This is a genomic window from Kosakonia pseudosacchari, from assembly GCF_015167415.1.
Classification (GTDB): Bacteria; Pseudomonadota; Gammaproteobacteria; order Enterobacterales; family Enterobacteriaceae; genus Kosakonia; species Kosakonia pseudosacchari.
Genome location: NZ_CP063425.1, coordinates 4,284,382 through 4,302,444 on the forward strand (window position 1 = coordinate 4,284,382; position 18,063 = coordinate 4,302,444).

Sequence of the window (18,063 nt, forward strand, 5' to 3'; positions counted from 1 at the left end):
ATCGAAACTGACCGCTAAGCCGCATTCCTTCATAGAAAGTGGAGTGGGCAGGCATTCATCTCGCCTGTACCAGAAAGCAAAAACCCCGCCGAAGTGAGTTTTTACGTGATAGTCGAAACTGACCGCTAAGCCGCGTTCTTTCATCGAAAGCGGAGTGGACAGTCATTCATCTCGCCTGCACCAGAAAGCAAAAACCCCGCCGAAGCGGGGTTTTATTAATAGTCGAAACTGACCGATAAGCCGGGTTCTGTCGTGGACAGTCATTCATCTAGGCCAGCAATCGCTCACTGGCTCAAGCAGCCTACCCGGGTTCAGTACGGGCCGTACCTTGTGAACCCCTATTTGGCCTTGCTCCGGGTGGAGTTTACCGTGCCGCGAACTGTTGCCAGACGCGCGGTGCGCTCTTACCGCACCCTTTCACCCTTACCTGATCCCACTTGCGCGGGCCATCGGCGGTTTGCTCTCTGTTGCACTGGTCGTAGGCTTGCGCCTCCCAGGCGTTACCTGGCACCCTGCCCTATGGAGCCCGGACTTTCCTCCCCTCCGCCCGTCTCCCCCGAAGAGGACGACGACGAAGCGGCGACTGTCTGGTCAGCTTCGGCGCGCAGTATAGAGGGTTTGCTTGCGCCTGTCACCCTTCCGTCAACATTCCCACCTGCAAGGTGGCGGCGATATTGCGCGACGCGCGATAAATATTGTCAAATGCGCCGCGAAACGCCTCTTCCAGCGTACCGATGCTGCTCAGCACGCTAAATACCGCGTCAATGCCGTACTGGTGAACCACGCCCACATCGCTGGTCAAACTCCCGGCGATACCGATCACCGGCTTGTGATATTTTTTGGCGACATGCGCCACGCCCACCGGCACTTTGCCGTGGATACTCTGGCTGTCGATGCGCCCTTCGCCGGTCACTACCAGTGTGCAATCGTGAATATGCTCTTCGAGATTGAGCGCCTGCGTCACGATCTCAATGCCGCTGCGCAATTCCGCGCCGAGAAAAGCCATCAATGCCGCGCCCATCCCGCCCGCTGCGCCGGAGCCAGGCACATTTTTCACATCCACGCGCAGTGATTTTTTAATGACATCGGCGAAATGGCTCAGGTTGCGATCCAGCTCGACAATCAACGCTTCCGTCGCCCCTTTTTGCGGGCCAAAAATGCGTGATGCGCCCTGCTCACCGATCAGCGGATTAGTGACATCGCAGGCAACACGCAGCGTACAGTGCTGCAAACGCGGATCGAGCCCGGAAATATCAATGCCGTTCAGGCTTATCAGGCTACCGCCGCCGTAGCCGATTTCCGTCCCGTTCGCATCGGTCAGTTTCGCGCCCAGCGCCTGCACCATACCCGCGCCGCCGTCGTTAGTCGCGCTACCGCCAATGCCAATAATAATCGTGGTCGCCCCCTGCTCCAGCGCGTGCAAAATAAGTTCCCCGGTGCCGCGCGAAGTGGTAATCAAAGGGTTACGTAATTCAGGTGGAACAAGCATCAGTCCGCTCGCCGCCGCCATTTCAATAAACGCGGTTTTTCCGTCGCCAGACATCCCCCAGCAGGCTTCAACATGTTTACCCAGCGGTCCAGTGACGCTCGCGGTGTGCACCGTGCCATTCGTGGCGGCAATCATGGCTTCAACCGTACCTTCGCCACCATCCGCGACCGGAACGGAAACGTATTGAGCATCCGGGAAAATTTCCCGAAATCCTTTTTCTATCGCCTGCGCTACTTCGGTAGCTGAAAGGCTTTCTTTATAAGAGTCTGGGGCGATTACGATTTTCATAGTTGTGAGCCTGATAGTGCCGCGCACTTCCCCCTTCAGGCCAACAGCGGCCTGAAGAGATGGATAAATAAGGAGTCAAGGGCGCAGCGCCGCGCCCTTTTGATTAACGAGTCACTTCGATCTTCGCCAGTTTCTCGTAGTAGCATGCCAGCGCGCTGTGGTCGGCATTGCCCAGACCGTCAGCACGCAACGCCTGCATCATCTCCATCACGGCGGCGGTCAGCGGCAACTGCGCGCCCACGCCGTGCGAGGTATCCAGTGCGTTGGAGAGATCTTTGATGTGCAGATCAATACGGAAACCCGGTTTGAAGTTGCGATCCATCACCATCGGCGCTTTCGCATCCAGCACGGTGCTGCCCGCCAGACCACCGCGAATTGCCTGGTAGACCAGATCCGGGTTCACGCCCGCTTTGGTCGCCAGCGTCAGCGCTTCGGACATCGCCGCAATGTTCAGCGCCACGATCACCTGGTTTGCCAGTTTGGTCACGTTGCCCGCACCGATGTCACCGGTGTGCACCACAGAACCCGCCATTGCTTTCAGCAGATCGTAATATTTGTCGAAAATCGCTTTGTCACCGCCCACCATCACGGACAGCGTGCCGTCGATGGCCTTCGGTTCACCGCCGCTCACCGGCGCGTCGAGCATGTCGATACCTTTCGTTTTCAGCGCGTCGCTGATTTCACGGCTGGCCAGCGGAGCAATAGAGCTCATGTCGATCAGTACCGTCCCCGGTTTCGCGCCTTCAATGATGCCGCCCTCGCCCAATGCCACCTCTTTTACGTGCGGGGAATTTGGCAGCATGGTGATGATCACATCGCACTGCTCAGCAACGGCTTTCGCGCTGGTTACGGCTTCGGCGCCTGCGGCAATCACTTCAGCCACGGCGTCCTGGTTACGGTCCACGACCACCAGTGAGTAACCGGCTTTAATGAGGTTTTTACTCATTGGTTTACCCATGATACCCAGGCCAATGAAACCAACTTTCATCGTCATAATTGCGTCTCTCTCTTTAATGGTGGTTTGATTATTTCTTAAAGGTGTCGGCCAGCTTCTGCGTGGCGGAACGGAACACACCAAGGTCGCTGCCAACGGCCACCACGGTCGCGCCCCATTCGAGGTAGCGGCGTGCGTCGGCTTCAACCGGCGCCAGAATACCGCTCGGTTTGTTGTGCGCTTTGGCGCGCGCAAAAATGTGTTGAATGGTGCGCTGCACTTCCGGGTGCGCGGCATTACCGATATAACCCAGCGTGGCAGCCAGATCGCTCGGGCCAACAAACACCCCGTCTACGCCGTCGGTCGCCAGAATGGCGTCTAGGTTATCCACGCCCGCCTGGCTTTCGATCTGTACCAGAATGGTGATGTTGGCGTTGGACTGGCGGAAGTAATCCGGCACGGTGCCAAACATATTGGCGCGGTGCGAAACAGAGACACCGCGAATGCCTTCCGGCGGATAGCGGGTCGCCGCCACGGCGTTCACCGCTTCTTCTTCGGTTTCGACGAATGGGATCAGGAAGTTATAGAAACCGATATCCAGCAGGCGCTTGATAATCACCGGATCGTTGGTCGGAACCCGTACCACCGGTGCGCTAACGCTGCCCTTTAATGCCATTAATTGCGGTACAAAAGTGAGCACGTCGTTTGGGGCGTGTTCGCCGTCCAGCAGCAGCCAGTCGAAGCCCGCCAGGCCCAGAACTTCAGTGCTGATATGACTACCCAGCGCAGACCAACAACCGATTTGAATCTGTTGGGCCGCCAGCGCGGCCTTGAATTTGTTTGGGAAGATATCGTTATTCATCTTTTGTACCTTAATGAGTTGTTGCTTATTTCTTCAGTTCCATACGTTTGATGTCACCAACCACGAACAGATAGCAGACCATCATCATCAGCGCTGAACAGCCTACGAACACCAACGCACCGTTGAAAGAATGCAACTCTTTAACCATGTATCCGATAACCAGCGGCGTCACGATAGAAGCCACGTTACCGAACACGTTGAATACACCACCGCACAAACCCACAATCTCTTTCGGCGCGACATCAGAAATAACCGGCCAGCCCAGGGCGCCAAAACCTTTCCCGAAGAACGCCAGCGCCATCAGTGCAACAACCAGTGCAGTGTTATCGGTGTAGTTACACAGAATGATGCTTGAAGCCAGTAACATGCCGACCACGATAGGGAATTTACGCGCGACGGTCAGCGAGGAACCGCGCTTAATCAGGTAATCAGAGAAAAATCCGCCCAGCACGCCACCGACAAAACCGCACAGCGCCGGAATGGAGGCAACAAACCCGACTTTCAGGATCGACATGCCTTTTTCCTGCACCAGATAAATCGGGAACCAGGTCAGGAAGAACCAGGTAATCGTGTTCAGGAAGTACTGACCAAAAAACACGCCAAGCATCATGCGGTTGCACAACAGTTGCTTGATGTAATCCATTTTCGGACCAGCATTTTTACTGTCGTCCGTTTTTTTGTGGTCCATATCCACGACCGCGCCATTTTGCTCGATGTACTCCAGCTCTTCGCGGGACATACGCGGATGGTCAGTCGGGTTGTGGACAAATTTCACCCAGGCGAAGGTCAACACAAAACCGATCGCGCCCATCACGGTAAACACATGTTCCCAGCCCCAGGCGAAGGTCAACCAGCCCAGCAGCGGTGAGAACAGCGCCAGCGAGAAATATTGCGCGGAGTTAAAAATCGCCGACGCCGTACCGCGCTCTTTTGCCGGGAACCAGGCCGCAACAATGCGGGCGTTCGCCGGAAATGAGGGCGCTTCGGAGAAGCCGAGCATAAAGCGCATGAAAAACATCGAAATCCCGGCCCAGGCGATCGGGAAAACATCAACAAAGCCTTGCAGGAAGGTGAAGAGCGACCAGAAAAAGAGGCTGTATGTGTAGACTTTTTTAGAACCGAAGCGGTCAAGCAGCCAGCCGCCAGGGATTTGCATCAGCAGGTACGCCCAACCGAATGCCGAAATAATATAGCCCATCGAGACAGAATCAAGTTGCAGCTCTTTCGCCACCTCTGTCCCGGCAATCGACAGCGTAGCGCGGTCGGCATAATTCACAGCAGTAACAATAAATATAATCAGCAAAATTAAATAACGGGTGGGTAAGCCCCGTTTTGTTTCAACGGCATGTTCAACAGTCATTTTAATTTCCTCTGGCACCGCTAACTTTAAAATATAATTATTGTGATGTTTCTTATCTGATTTTATTTAAGCACCCGAAACTAATATCAGATAATTGGCACTTCGATTTTATTAGCTCTCAGTATAATCAGCGCCATGATGTCATACACTGGAGAGTTGCTCAATTTTAACCTTTTACAAAAAGAATATTTTGAGCATATGCACATACGCCTGGGCGCTAATGCACAGATCTTGCATTAGACAGCCCCGCCAGACGGGAGATCACAATAATAAGTGATGTAGATCACATTTTATTATTTAAACTCCTGACATTCTTATTTCAGCAAATGAGATTTTTCTTTCTGATATTAATTACAGAATAAAGAATGGTTCCTCTTTTTATTGAGTAATGCATCGTACAGTTAGCTGGAGATTACTTAACAATGTCCGACATTGAAATTAGACAGCAACCGCCAGGGGCGTTTTATATTAAGGTACACGACACGGATAATGTCGCGATCATCGTTAATGACAATGGCTTAAAAGCGGGAACCCGTTTTCCGGATGGACTTGAGCTTATTGAACATATTCCGCAAGGCCATAAAGTGGCGCTGGTCGATATTCCCCAGCACGGTGAAATCGTACGTTACGGCGAAGTCATTGGTTACGCTGTACGCGACATTGCACGCGGTAGCTGGATTGATGAATCCATGGTTGAGCTGCCGAAAGCACCGCCGCTGAATACGCTGCCGCTGGCGACCAAAGTGCCAGAGCCACTGCCGCCGCTGGAAGGTTACACCTTTGAAGGCTACCGCAATGCGGACGGCAGTGTCGGCACCAAGAACCTGCTGGGCATCACCACCAGCGTGCATTGTGTGGCCGGTGTTGTCGATTATGTGGTGAAGATTATCGAACGCGACCTGCTGCCAAAATACCCGAATGTCGACGGCGTTGTGGGTCTGAACCACCTGTATGGCTGCGGCGTGGCGATTAATGCGCCGGCTGCGGTGATCCCGATTCGTACCATTCACAACCTCGCGCTGAACCCGAACTTTGGCGGTGAAGTGATGGTGATTGGTCTCGGTTGTGAAAAATTACAACCGGAGCGTCTGCTGCAGGGCACTGAAGATGTGCAGGCCATTCCGGTCGACAGCGCCAGCATCGTGCGTTTGCAGGATGAGCACCATGTCGGTTTCCGCTCCATGGTGGACGACATTCTGCAGGTGGCGGAGCGTCACCTGGTGAAGCTTAATCAGCGCAAACGTGAAACTTGCCCGGCTTCTGAACTGGTTGTCGGCATGCAGTGCGGCGGCAGCGATGCCTTCTCCGGCGTCACCGCTAACCCGGCGGTTGGCTTTGCATCTGACCTGATTATTCGCTGCGGCGGCACGGTGATGTTCTCTGAAGTGACCGAAGTTCGCGATGCGATCCACTTACTGACGCCGCGCGCCATTAACGAAGAAGTGGGCAAACGCCTGCTGGAAGAGATGGCCTGGTACGATAACTATCTTGATATGGGCAAAACCGACCGCAGCGCCAACCCATCTCCGGGAAACAAAAAAGGCGGTCTGGCGAACGTGGTCGAAAAAGCGCTGGGCTCCATCGCGAAATCCGGTAAGAGCGCCATTTCTGAAGTGCTCTCTCCAGGTCAACGCCCGACCAAACGTGGCCTGATTTACGCGGCAACCCCGGCGAGTGACTTCGTGTGTGGGACGCAACAAGTCTCTTCCGGGATTACTGTGCAGGTCTTCACCACCGGTCGCGGTACGCCTTACGGCCTGGTTGCGGTGCCGGTAATTAAGATGGCGACGCGTACCGAGCTGGCGAACCGCTGGTATGACTTAATGGATATCAACGCCGGGACGATCGCCACAGGCGAAGAGACGATTGAGGATGTGGGCTGGAAACTGTTCCACTTCATTCTGGATGTCGCCAGCGGCCGTAAGAAAACCTTCTCGGATCAATGGGGCCTGCACAACCAACTGGCGGTGTTTAACCCGGCTCCGGTGACCTGATTTTTATAAGAAAGCAGTAAACCTCAACCTTAAGCATGGCTGCGGCCATGCTTTTTTTATTGTTTCACCAGTAGCACGTCGATCCCGCTTTTCTGCAACCCGTGCAGGCTTTCCGCCGGAATGCCTTCATCCGTAATGATCATATCAATCCGTTGCGTATCAATAATTTTGTGCAAACTCAAACGGTTAAACTTGCTGGAATCAGTTACTACGACAATGCGCTCAGCGACTTCGCACATCCGTCGGTTCAGCCGCGCCTCATCTTCGTTATGCGTGCTGACACCGCGTTCAAGATCGATAGCATCGACGCCGAGAAAAAGGATGTCGAAATGGTAATTCTGTAATGATTGCTCCGCCTGATCGCCATAAAAAGACTGCGACTGACGGCGCAAGTGTCCTCCTGTCATCAGCAACTCGACCCCTTCAGCATCGAGCAATGCATTCGCGACGTTCATCCCATTCGTCATCACAATAACGTCCTGATGTTGCTTCATCATGCGCGCAATTTCATAGGTTGTGGTTCCCGAGTCGAGAATAACGCGGTGCCCTGGCTTTATCATTTCAGCCGCCGCAAGCGCAATCCCCCGCTTCAGCCCGGTATTTAACGCGCTTTTGTCTTCAACAGAAGGCTCGGTTGCTGGTGCGTTGCCATCACAAATAAGCGCCCCGCCATACGCACGCACGGCAATTCCCTGTTTTTCCAGGAAAGCGAGATCGTTACGGATGGTGACGGTGGATACACCAAAAAGAAGAGATAAATCATTAACCTGAACGCTTCCCTGCTGCCGTAGCCGCTGGATGATCTGCTCACGCCTTTCGCTCGTACCGATGGTGCGCTTTTCGGGTGAGGAACTGGTGCTGGCCATAAGTAATCCTTTAACTGAACTTTCGTTTCATTTCGATTTACTTATTAAACCTGACTTCAGAAGGAATGCAAGCGTGATATGGCAAGTTGCTTTCGGAAAGCACCGGCAAGAACCTTTCATTATGTTTGTTTTGTGAAACAGATCGGAAAAGCATTATCTTTCATTTTATTTTTAAGACAACATCGATCAGGATGAAAGGAAACAAAACGAAAGAAACAAACCTAATAACGCTAAGAGGAAGAGGAAAGTGAAACATCTTACCGCGCTGATAAAGCACCACAAAGAGGGCGACAAGAAAGGGATCTACGCCGTTTGTTCTGCCCATCCCCTGGTGTTAGAAGCCGCAATCCGCTTTGCCGCCACTCATCACCATCCCTTACTCATTGAAGCGACATCAAATCAGGTCGATCAATTTGGCGGCTACACCGGCATGACACCGGCGCAGTTTCACGCTTTCGTTTGCCAGCTTGCCGATAAGCTGAACTTCCCACGCGCGCAGTTGATTTTGGGGGGCGATCATCTTGGCCCGAATCGCTGGCAAACGTTACCCGCATCCGAAGCCATGTTGCATGCTGAAGAGCTGATTAAGCATTACGTCACGGCGGGTTTCAAAAAAATCCATCTCGATTGCAGCATGTCGTGCGCCGACGATCCCACGCCGCTTACCGATGAGATTGTAGCGACACGCGCCGCAAGGCTGGCACAAGTGGCGGAAGCGGCCTGCATCGCGCAATCGGGTGAAAGCGATTTGGTCTACGTCATCGGCACTGAAGTTCCCGTTCCTGGCGGTGCCCACGAAACGCTGGCCGAACTTGCCGTTACCTCACCCGATGCCGCGCGCGCCACGTTACAGGCACATCGCATCGCATTTGAACGCCAGGGGCTAAGCAACATCTGGCCACGCATCATCGCGCTGGTGGTCCAGCCTGGCGTTGAATTTGATAACAGCCAGGTCGTGGATTACCAGCCACACAAAGCCAGCGCCCTGAGCAAAATGGTTGAAGATCAGCCGACACTGGTGTTTGAAGCCCACTCTACGGATTACCAGACGCCTCAGGCACTGCGTCAGTTGGTTCACGATCACTTTGCTGTTTTGAAAGTTGGCCCGGCGCTCACCTTCGCCTTGCGCGAGGCGCTGTTCGCCCTGGCGGCGATCGAAGAGGAACTGCTTCCCGCCCGCGCCTGTTCCGATCTTCGTCATGTGCTGGAAAATGTCATGCTTGACCGTCCAGAGTACTGGCAAAGCCATTATCACGGTGACAGCCATGCCCGCCGCCTGGCGCGGGATTATAGTTATTCAGACCGCGTGCGTTACTACTGGCCGGATAGCCAAATTGATGAATCTTACGCACGACTGGTACGTAATCTGGCCGAGCAGATCATTCCGCTTCCGCTCATCAGCCAGTACTTGCCGCTCCAGTACGCGAGAGTGCGTGAACACAGGCTGAGCGCAACGCCCAACGCACTGATTATTGACCACATTCAGGACGTGCTGCGTCAGTACCACGCCGCCTGTCAGGGCGTTTCGTTTGATAACAATTAACAGGAAAACACTATGCCAAACATTGTGTTAAGCCGTATTGATGAGTGCTTACTCCACGGCCCGGCAGGCATGAAGTGGGCTGGGTTTGCCGGGGCGAACCCGGTACTTGTACAAGGTGTGCCGACAGAGCCCGCGCCGGATGTCTTCACCCTACTTTGAGGCACGCTTATGGAAATCAGCTTGTTGCAGTCTGCCGCGCTGGGTATTGTCGGTAAATTTGCACACCTTCTCTGAATTAAGGAGTCACGATGCTGGGAATTATTCTTTGTGGACACGGTGGTTTCGCCAGTGGAATGGCAAGAGCAATGACCCAAATTCTGGGTGAGCAATCGCAATTTATCGCTATCGATTTTCCAGAAACTTCAACGACCGCCTTGCTGACAGAACAACTGGAAGAGGCGGTCAATACGCTGAGTGGCAACGAGGGATTGGTATTTCTCACCGATCTACTGGGCGGCACGCCATTTCGTGTCGCGTCCACTTTAGCCATGCAGCAACCGAACCGTGAAGTCATTACCGGCACCAACCTGCAACTGCTGCTGGAAATGGCACTTGAACGGGATGCATTAAGTTGTGAAGCGTTTCGCTCACAAGCGCTTGAGTGCGGCCATCGTGGCCTGACAAGTCTGGCCGATGAACTGGGGCGTTGCCGCGATGAAAAACAGATCGAAGAAGGAATTTGACAGATGAGCGCGCGAGTAATGCACTAACCCGGCTCCCCTCTTGTCGTCCTTTTTCCTGTCTGTTTTATGGGCATGACGCTGTTATCACGCCATGCCTTTTCTTTCGTTTCCGCTTTCACTTTCTCAGTACTCTTTTTTTGTTTTTTTAAATTTCACTTCCTTTGCTTTAAAGATCACAGTTTTCGATTTATTGATATTTTCGCATTGATCTTTCACTTAACTTTCGTTAGGTTTCATTTAACGAGAAAATTATTTTAATGAAACGAAATGAAAGATTTCTTTCCTGCTCACTTTCGTGAGCGTGCATGACTAAGGAATACGCTATGAGTGAAATGATTTCCGGGCGAACAACAACGTCAACCTGGACCGAACGAGAAATTCGTCAACAACCGGCGTGCTGGATTGCCTCGCTTGAAAATATCGATCGCCAGCGCGATGAGATCGATGCGTTTTTGCAGCCCGTTTTATCCATACAAAATCTTAAAATTATTCTTACAGGCGCAGGGACTTCCGCCTTTATTGGCGACATTATTGGCCCCTGGCTTTCGCGCCACACCGGGAAAAATATTACCGCAGTACCGACTACCGACCTGGTTACCAATCCCATGGACTACCTGCAGGAAACGCAACCGACTCTACTGGTCTCCTTCGGGCGCTCGGGCAACAGCCCGGAAAGCGTCGCGGCCGTTAAGCTGGCAGACCAGTTCGTCAAGCAGTGCTATCACCTCGCGATTACCTGCAATGAAGCCGGTGCGCTGTACCAGAATGCTGAAACCAGCAACCACGGCAAGGCGCTGTTGATGCCTGCCGAAACGCACGATCGTGGTTTCGCCATGACCAGCAGTATCACCACCATGATGGCAAGCTGCCTTGCCCTCTTTGCCCCCGATCTCTTTAGCACAACACGTTTTCGTGATGTTGCCTCACGTTGCCAGCAAATCATCCACTCGCTCGGGGATTTCTCCACCAGCGTATTCGGGGATTTCCCCTTCAAACGTGTTGTCTATCTCGGTAGCGGCGGGTTGCAGGGTGTCGCGAGAGAGTCAGCGCTCAAAGTGCTGGAATTAACCGCCGGTAAACTGGTCGCCTTCTACGATTCCCCTGCTGGCTTTCGCCATGGTCCCAAATCACTGATTGATAACGAAACGCTGGTTGTCGTGTTTATGTCGAGCCACCCTTACACACGCCTCTACGATCGCGATCTACTGGCAGAGCTTCATCGTGAGAACCAGGCACTGCGTATTGTCTCTGTCAGTGCCTCACAAGAGCATGTTATCCCGGCAGAAGCACATATTACGCTGCCTCCCGCCCGCGAATTTCTGGATGTCGAGCAGGCATTTTGTTTCCTGATGTACGCGCAGGTCTTTGCACTTACTCAATCGATAAAAGCCGGGATCACCCCTGATACCCCGTCCCAGAGCGGGACTGTTAACCGGGTGGTACAGGGCGTCGTCATTCATCCGTGGCAGGGGGCATAATGAGTATTATCTCGACCAAATATCTTTTGCAGGACGCGCAGGCGAAAGGCTACGCCGTCCCGGCGTTCAATATCCATAATGCAGAGACCATCCAGGCCATCCTTGAAGTTTGCCAGGAGATGCGTTCACCGGTGATCCTTGCCGGAACCCCTGGCACTTATAAACACATCGCCATCGAAGAGATCTACGCGCTGTGCGAGGCCTACTCTGCCAGTTACCACATGCCTGTGGCGCTCCATCTGGACCATCATGAATCGCTGGATGATATCCGCCGGAAGGTCAATATCGGCGTGCGCAGCGCCATGATCGACGGCAGCCATCTCCCTTTCGACGAAAATGTCCGGCTGGTTAAATCCGTTGTCGATTTCTGTCATCGCCAGGATTGCAGCGTTGAAGCAGAACTTGGGCGCCTTGGCGGCGCAGAAGACGACATGGATGTTGATGAGGAAAGCGCCTTTCTGACGTCGCCACAGGATGCCCGGCGTTTCATCGATTTAACCGGCGTTGACAGCCTCGCCGTCGCTATTGGTACGGCGCACGGCCTGTATACGAAGCCGCCGAAACTCGACTTTCAGCGCCTGGCAGCAATCCGTAACGTGGTGGAAGTTCCTCTGGTGCTGCACGGTGCCAGTGATGTTCCCGACGAATTTGTCCGTCGGGCGATTGAATTAGGCATCTGTAAGGTCAACGTCGCGACGGAACTGAAAATTGCGTTCGCTGCGGCGGTGAGAAAGTGGTTTGACGAGAATCCTGACGGTAACGATCCGCGTTACTACATGCGGGTCGGTATGGATGCGATGAAAGAGGTTGTGAGAAGCAAGGTAACGGTCTGCGGTTCTGCCGACAGACTGGAGAAATAAGAAACTATTTTGGGGCACTGACACTGCCTTTACGTCATTACCATGTTGAAAGCATTACTGGAATAAATATTACAAAGGAACATATCCGTATTAATTAATGACAGGACAATAAGATGAGCTCACCGAATATTTTACTAACCCGTATCGATAACCGTCTCGTCCATGGACAGGTGGGCGTTACCTGGACGTCGGCTATCGGTGCCAATTTGCTTGTCGTCGTTGACGATGACGTCGCAAAAGATACATTGCAACAAAAGCTAATGGGGATAACAGCAGAAACCTACGGCTTTGGTATCCGCTTCTTTTCGCTGGAAAAAACGATAAATATCCTCGATAAAGCTGCGCCTCATCAAAAGATTTTTCTCATCTGCCGCACACCGGAAACGGTACGAAAACTGATTGAAGGTGGTGTGAGGCTTGGCGAAGTTAACGTCGGCAACATGCATTTTTCTGCGGGGAAAAAACAGATAAGCAGCAAAGTCTATGTCAATGAACAGGACCTGGACGATCTGCGTTTTATCAAACATCACGGGGCACATATTTTCATTCAGGATGTTCCCGGCGATACAAAAACCGATATTCCCGACTGAGCTTTTTTGTCGGCAAACGATGGTAAGCAACGCTCTCTGATGAGGCCGAAAAATGCATGAAATAACGCTAATACAGGGGTTATCCCTGGCTGCTCTGGTTTTTATCCTCGGTATTGATTTCTGGCTGGAAGCATTATTCCTGTTCAGACCCATCATTGTTTGTACCCTGACTGGCGCAATACTCGGGGACATTCATATCGGGTTAATCACCGGCGGTTTAACCGAACTCGCTTTTGCAGGCTTAACCCCGGCAGGCGGTGTACAACCGCCAAATCCGATTATGGCGGGCGTAATGACGACGGTCATCGCCTGGTCTACAGGGGTCGACGCCAAAACGGCAATCGGCCTTGGGCTGCCGTTTAGCCTGTTAATGCAGTACATCATCCTGTTCTTCTACTCCGCTTTTTCGTTATTTATGTCGAAAGCGGATAACTATGCCAGTACAGGTGATACCCGGGCCTTTGCGCGCCTTAACTGGCTCACTACGCTGATTGTCGCCTGTTCATACGCCATTATCGCGTTTCTGTGTACTTACATGGCACAGGGCGCGATGCAGGCGCTGGTGAAAGCAATGCCTGGCTGGCTGACACACGGCTTTGAAGTGGCGGGCGGTATTTTGCCAGCAGTCGGCTTCGGCTTACTCTTACGCGTCATGTTCAAAGCGCAATACATTCCTTACCTGATCGCCGGTTTTCTGTTCGTCTGTTATATCCAGGTCAGCAACCTGCTGCCGGTTGCCGTTTTAGGTGCCGGTTTCGCAGTCTATGAATTCTTCAATGCGCGGGCGAAAAACCAGTCTCAACCGCAGGTCGAAAGCAATCCCAGCGATAAAGAGGATTACAGCAATGGCATCTGAAATCAGTAAGAAAGATATTACCCGTTTAGGTTTCCGTTCGTCCGTGCTGCAAGCCAGTTTTAACTATGAAAGGATGCAGGCTGGCGGTTTTACCTGGGCGATGCTGCCGCTGCTGAAAAAGATTTATAAGGATGATAAAGACGGCTTAAGCGCGGCAATGAAAGACCATCTGGAATTTATTAACACCCACCCCAACCTGGTTGGTTTTTTGATGGGATTGCTTATCTCCATGGAAGAGAAAGGAGAAAACCGCAGCACCATTAAGGGGCTAAAAGTGGCGCTGTTTGGCCCCATTGCAGGGATTGGTGATGCCGTCTTCTGGTTTACGCTGTTACCGATTATGGCGGGTATCTGTTCCTCTTTTGCCAGCCAGGGCAACCTGCTTGGCCCGATACTTTTCTTCGCAGTCTACCTGGCTATTTTCTTTTTGCGCGTCGGCTGGACCCACGTTGGTTACTCAGTGGGTGTTAAAGCGATTGATAAAGTGCGTGAAAACTCACAAATGATCGCACGGTCGGCGACAATTCTGGGGATTACCGTTATCGGCGGTCTGATTGCCTCATATGTGCATATCAATGTGATCACCACCTTTCCCATTGATGAAACACACAGCGTCGCGCTACAAAAAGACTTTTTTGACAAGGTGTTCCCAAACATTTTGCCAATGGGTTATACGCTGCTGATGTATTACCTGCTGCGTGCGAAAAAGACTCACCCGGTAGTGCTGATTGCGGTGACATTTGTGCTGTCAATTCTTGCATCCGCACTGGGTATTCTCTGACGGAGCCGGGGCGCATAACTACTGCGCCCCGCTCGTAATGCAGCTTAGTCTTGCTGATCAAGCGCGTACTTATACAGCGCATTTTTCTTCACGCCGTGGATTTCCGCCGCCAGCGCCGCCGCTTTTTTTAGCGGCAGCTCGGTTTGCAGTAACGCCAGCGTACGCAACGCGTCGGCGGGCAGCTCCTCTTCCTGCGCTTTATGCCCTTCGACGATCAGCACCATTTCGCCTTTGCGGCGGTTCTCATCCTCTTTCACCCATGCCAGTAGCTCGCCAACTGGCGCGCCCTGAATGGTTTCCCAGGTTTTGGTCAGTTCACGCGCCAGCACCACGTAACGGGATTCGCCCCATACGGCGACCATATCTTCCAGGCTTTCCAGCAGGCGGTGAGTGGATTCATAGAAAATCAGCGTACGGCTTTCGGTTTCCAGCGCTTTGAGCGTATCGCGACGCCCTTTTGATTTAGCGGGCAGAAAACCTTCGTAACAGAAACGATCCGACGGCAACCCGGCGGCGCTTAACGCGGCGATGGCCGCGCACGGACCCGGCAATGGCACCACGCGGATACCGGCCTCGCGGCAGGTGCGCACCAGATGGTAGCCCGGATCGTTAATCAGCGGCGTTCCGGCGTCGGAGACCAGCGCAATGTTCTGCCCCTCTTTTAGCTTCGCCACCAGCGTTTCTGCTTTCTGCTGCTCGTTATGGTCGTGAAGTGCAAACAAACGGGCGTTAATGGCGAAATGCTGGAGCAGTAAACCGGTATGACGAGTGTCTTCAGCGGCAATTAAATCAACGGCTTGTAACACGTTAAGCGCGCGCTGCGTAATATCAGCCAAATTCCCGATAGGAGTAGGTACAATAAAGAGCTGACCTTGAGAATTCTCCGCCGATTCGTGTTGTTTCATTGTTTCATCCGTATTGCCGATTTAATATTGAGCATTGCGTAAAAATTATCACTGGATACAGTATGCTACCGTCAAGATTTCTACGTTCGAAAGCCACGCGCTGCCTGCCTGTGGTGCTCGCCGCCCTGCTGTTTGCAGGCTGTGGCACGCAATCGACAGACCAAAGCGCCTCGCATATGCAGGGCGAAGCCCAGGCCGATTCTGGCTATTACCTGCAGCAGATGCAGCAAAGCACAGATGATAGCAAGACCAACTGGCAATTACTCGCCATTCGTGCACTGCTAAAAGAGGGGAAAACCCAGCAGGCCGGCGAACTGTTTGCTCAGTTGCCGCAGGATCTGAGCGATAACCAGCGCAAAGAACGCACGTTGCTCGCTGCCGAAATGAAACTGGCGCAGAAGGATTTTGCCGGTGCGAAAGCGCAACTCAACGAACTCGATCCCGCTGATCTTGAGCAAAACCAGCAAGCGCGTTACTGGCAAATTGGCATTTCCGCCTCGCAGGGCAAACCGTCACTGACGCTGCTGCGTGCGTACATTGCTCAGCAACCGCTGTTGAGTAAACCGGAAGAGAAGCAGAAAAACATCGACGCCACCTGGCAAGCGCTGGCCTCCATGACGCAAGATCAGGCCAGAGCGCTGGTGATCAACGCCGATGAAGTGACGCTGCAAGGCTGGCTCGATCTGCAACGCATGTGGTTCGACAACCGCAACGACCCCAATATGCTGAAAGCGGGCATTACCGACTGGCAAACGCGCTACCCGCAAAACCCGGCGGCGAAAATGCTGCCAACCCAGCTTTCGAACCTGCAAAACTTTAAACCGGCATCGACGAATAAAATTGCCCTGCTGTTGCCGTTAAACGGCCAGGCGTCGGTCTTTAGCCGCGCTATCCAGCAAGGTTTTGAAGCGGCGAAAAACGGTATTGCCCCGGTTTCCGGCCCGGCAGTTCCACAGCAAGTTGCCCAGGCCGCCACCGCAGCCGTTGTCAGCCCGGCAGACGCTAACGTGAATGATCTGACGAACGCCCCGGCGCAGCAAAATGCGGCGGCACCGGATGCTCAGCAAGCGCAAGCGCCGGATAGCGCAGCGCAAAGTGACGCAGCAACAACGGATTCCGCCGCCGCTCAGCCGGATCCGGCGGCCACTACGCCCGTTCAGCCGACCGACGCCAATGCGACCCAACCGGTCGCCGCACCTGCTGCGACAGGCACGCCGGCGAACCCTGGCGCTGAGCTGAAAGTTTACGATACCAGCGCGCAGCCGATGGATCAGATCCTCAACCAGGTTCAACAGGACGGTGCCAGCATCGTGGTTGGCCCGCTGCTGAAAAACAACGTTGAAGAGCTGATGCGCAGCAACACATCATTGAACGTGCTGGCGCTCAACCAGCCGGAGCATGTCGAAAACCGCGCCAACATTTGTTACTTCGCCCTTTCGCCTGAGGATGAAGCCCACGATGCCGCACGCCATATCTTTGAGCAGGGCCGTCACGCGCCGCTGCTGCTGGTGCCACGTAGCGCGTTGGGTGAACGCGTGAGTACTGCGTTTGCCGATGAGTGGAAAAAACTGGGTGGTGGCGTTGTGCTGGCACAGAAATTTGGCTCCACCGCTGAATTGCGCATGGGGCTGAACGGTCGCTCTGGTATCGCCCTGACCGGCAGCCCGGTCGCCTCCAGCCTGCCGCAGCAGCAAGGCGTGACGGTTGGCGGTCTGAATATTCCGGCGCCGCCGACGGATGCGCAAATTAGCGGTAGCGGCAGCGTTGATGCGGTCTATATCGTCGCCACGCAGGATGAAATCGCGCTGATTAAACCGATGATCACCCTGCGGACCGGCAGCCAGAGCGGCGTGATGCTGTACGCCAGCTCACGCAGCGCGCAGGGCGGCGCAGGGCCGGATTTCCGCCTTGAAATGGAAGGCCTGCAATTCAACGAAATTCCGATGCTTGCCGGGGCAAACCCGTCGCTGATGCAGCAAGCGCTGAGAAGCGTGAATAACGACTATTCGCTGGCGCGTCTGTATGCCATGGGCGCGGATGCGTGGTCACTGGCGAATAACTTCTCGCAAATGCGTCAGGTGCCGGGTTTTGAGCTGAATGGCAATACCGGCGATTTAACGGCGACACAGGACTGCGTGATCAACAGGAAGTTGTCATGGCTCAAATACCAACAGGGGCAAATCGTCCCGGCGAATTAAGCCGTAAGCAGACCGGCGACGTGTGGGAAGCGAAAGCGCGTCGCCTGCTTGAAAGCAAAGGACTGCACTTTATTGCCGCCAATGTGCGCGAGCGCGGCGGCGAAATCGATCTGATAATGCGGCACGGCAAGACCACCGTGTTTATTGAAGTGCGCTATCGAAAATCGGCGCGTTTTGGCGGTGCGGCAAGCAGCGTCACCCGCGCCAAGCAAGTCAAACTGCTGCATACCGCGCGTTTATGGCTGGCCCGGCACAATGGGAGTTTTGACACTGTGGATTGCCGGTTTGATGTGGTAGCCTTCACCGAAAATGATGTTGAGTGGATAGCCAACGCCTTTAACGACCACTCATGATTGGCTCAATGATAGGGATTACC

At 53.5% G+C, this 18,063-nt stretch carries 16 protein-coding genes, 1 other RNA gene and 1 pseudogene; 11 read left to right on the forward strand and 7 right to left on the reverse strand.

Annotated features, from left to right (window positions below; translation table 11 throughout):
* Positions 1–220: 220 nt before the first annotated feature.
* From rnpB to IP581_RS20300, 5 genes are all read right to left on the reverse strand, one after another.
* Positions 221–599: RNase P RNA component class A (gene rnpB / locus IP581_RS20280), an RNA gene on the reverse strand.
* 32 nt (positions 600–631) lie between these two features.
* Positions 632–1,777, reverse strand: coding sequence for a glycerate 2-kinase (gene garK, locus IP581_RS20285; protein ID WP_086870169.1), 1,146 nt, complete (start codon positions 1,775–1,777; stop codon positions 632–634).
* Positions 1,778–1,880: 103 nt separating this feature from the next.
* A complete protein-coding gene (gene garR, locus IP581_RS20290; RefSeq protein ID WP_193821249.1) occupies positions 1,881–2,771 on the reverse strand; it encodes a 2-hydroxy-3-oxopropionate reductase in 891 nt (296 codons plus the stop codon).
* 31 nt (positions 2,772–2,802) lie between these two features.
* Entirely contained in the window at positions 2,803–3,573 is a 771-nt protein-coding gene (gene garL / locus IP581_RS20295; RefSeq protein WP_020455394.1) for a 2-dehydro-3-deoxyglucarate aldolase, read from the reverse strand.
* Between the two features lie 25 nt (positions 3,574–3,598).
* Complete coding sequence (locus IP581_RS20300; protein WP_193821250.1) at positions 3,599–4,933, reverse strand: MFS transporter; 1,335 nt, start codon at positions 4,931–4,933, stop codon at positions 3,599–3,601.
* A gap of 422 nt (positions 4,934–5,355) precedes the next feature.
* On the opposite strand from IP581_RS20300, the gene garD reads away from it, so the two are divergent.
* Positions 5,356–6,927 (forward strand): galactarate dehydratase, encoded by a 1,572-nt coding sequence (garD, locus tag IP581_RS20305; protein ID WP_086870164.1) that lies wholly within the window; start codon positions 5,356–5,358, stop codon positions 6,925–6,927.
* Between the two features lie 56 nt (positions 6,928–6,983).
* Here garD and IP581_RS20310 read toward each other — a convergent pair whose 3' ends face one another.
* Positions 6,984–7,793 carry a DeoR family transcriptional regulator gene (locus IP581_RS20310; protein ID WP_086870162.1) on the reverse strand — a complete coding sequence of 270 codons (810 nt, stop codon included), beginning with the start codon at positions 7,791–7,793 and terminating at the stop codon, positions 6,984–6,986.
* Positions 7,794–8,040: 247 nt separating this feature from the next.
* Between IP581_RS20310 and kbaZ the strand changes: the two genes are divergently transcribed.
* The 8 genes and pseudogenes from kbaZ (at position 8,041) to agaD (ending at position 14,584) form a co-directional block, all read left to right on the forward strand.
* The gene (kbaZ, locus tag IP581_RS20315) at positions 8,041–9,336 is read left to right on the forward strand and encodes a tagatose-bisphosphate aldolase subunit KbaZ (protein WP_193821251.1); all 1,296 of its coding nucleotides are present in this window, start codon (positions 8,041–8,043) and stop codon (positions 9,334–9,336) included.
* 12 nt (positions 9,337–9,348) lie between these two features.
* A pseudogene (locus tag IP581_RS20320) lies at positions 9,349–9,447 on the forward strand (PTS N-acetylgalactosamine transporter subunit IIB); the annotation flags it as partial.
* Between the two features lie 137 nt (positions 9,448–9,584).
* Positions 9,585–10,019, forward strand: a complete 435-nt coding sequence (gene agaF, locus IP581_RS20325; RefSeq protein WP_086870158.1) for a PTS galactosamine/N-acetylgalactosamine transporter subunit IIA — start codon at positions 9,585–9,587, stop codon at positions 10,017–10,019.
* A 323-nt stretch (positions 10,020–10,342) separates the two neighbouring features.
* Positions 10,343–11,497, forward strand: a complete 1,155-nt coding sequence (locus IP581_RS20330) for an SIS domain-containing protein (protein ID WP_193821252.1) — start codon at positions 10,343–10,345, stop codon at positions 11,495–11,497.
* Positions 11,497–12,357 carry a tagatose-bisphosphate aldolase subunit KbaY gene (kbaY, locus tag IP581_RS20335; RefSeq protein WP_193821253.1) on the forward strand — a complete coding sequence of 287 codons (861 nt, stop codon included), beginning with the start codon at positions 11,497–11,499 and terminating at the stop codon, positions 12,355–12,357. The genes IP581_RS20330 and kbaY overlap by 1 nt, the downstream gene beginning before the upstream one ends.
* A gap of 113 nt (positions 12,358–12,470) precedes the next feature.
* Positions 12,471–12,947, forward strand: a complete 477-nt coding sequence (agaB, locus tag IP581_RS20340; RefSeq protein WP_097400738.1) for a PTS galactosamine transporter subunit IIB — start codon at positions 12,471–12,473, stop codon at positions 12,945–12,947.
* Positions 12,948–12,999: 52 nt separating this feature from the next.
* A complete protein-coding gene (gene agaC / locus IP581_RS20345; protein WP_086870149.1) occupies positions 13,000–13,803 on the forward strand; it encodes a PTS galactosamine transporter subunit IIC in 804 nt (267 codons plus the stop codon).
* A complete protein-coding gene (gene agaD, locus IP581_RS20350) occupies positions 13,793–14,584 on the forward strand; it encodes a PTS galactosamine transporter subunit IID (RefSeq protein WP_086870147.1) in 792 nt (263 codons plus the stop codon). Before agaC ends, agaD begins: the two co-directional genes overlap by 11 nt.
* Before the next feature lie 44 nt (positions 14,585–14,628).
* On the opposite strand, the gene rsmI is transcribed toward agaD, so the two are convergent.
* A complete protein-coding gene (rsmI, locus tag IP581_RS20355; RefSeq protein WP_097400737.1) occupies positions 14,629–15,489 on the reverse strand; it encodes a 16S rRNA (cytidine(1402)-2'-O)-methyltransferase in 861 nt (286 codons plus the stop codon).
* A 62-nt stretch (positions 15,490–15,551) separates the two neighbouring features.
* Between rsmI and IP581_RS20360 the strand changes: the two genes are divergently transcribed.
* Positions 15,552–17,687 carry a penicillin-binding protein activator gene (locus IP581_RS20360; RefSeq protein ID WP_193821254.1) on the forward strand — a complete coding sequence of 712 codons (2,136 nt, stop codon included), beginning with the start codon at positions 15,552–15,554 and terminating at the stop codon, positions 17,685–17,687.
* Positions 17,645–18,040: a YraN family protein gene (locus IP581_RS20365; protein ID WP_097400735.1), complete on the forward strand. Its 396-nt coding sequence runs from the start codon at positions 17,645–17,647 to the stop codon at positions 18,038–18,040. Before IP581_RS20360 ends, IP581_RS20365 begins: the two co-directional genes overlap by 43 nt.
* The last annotated feature ends 23 nt before the right edge of the window (positions 18,041–18,063 follow it).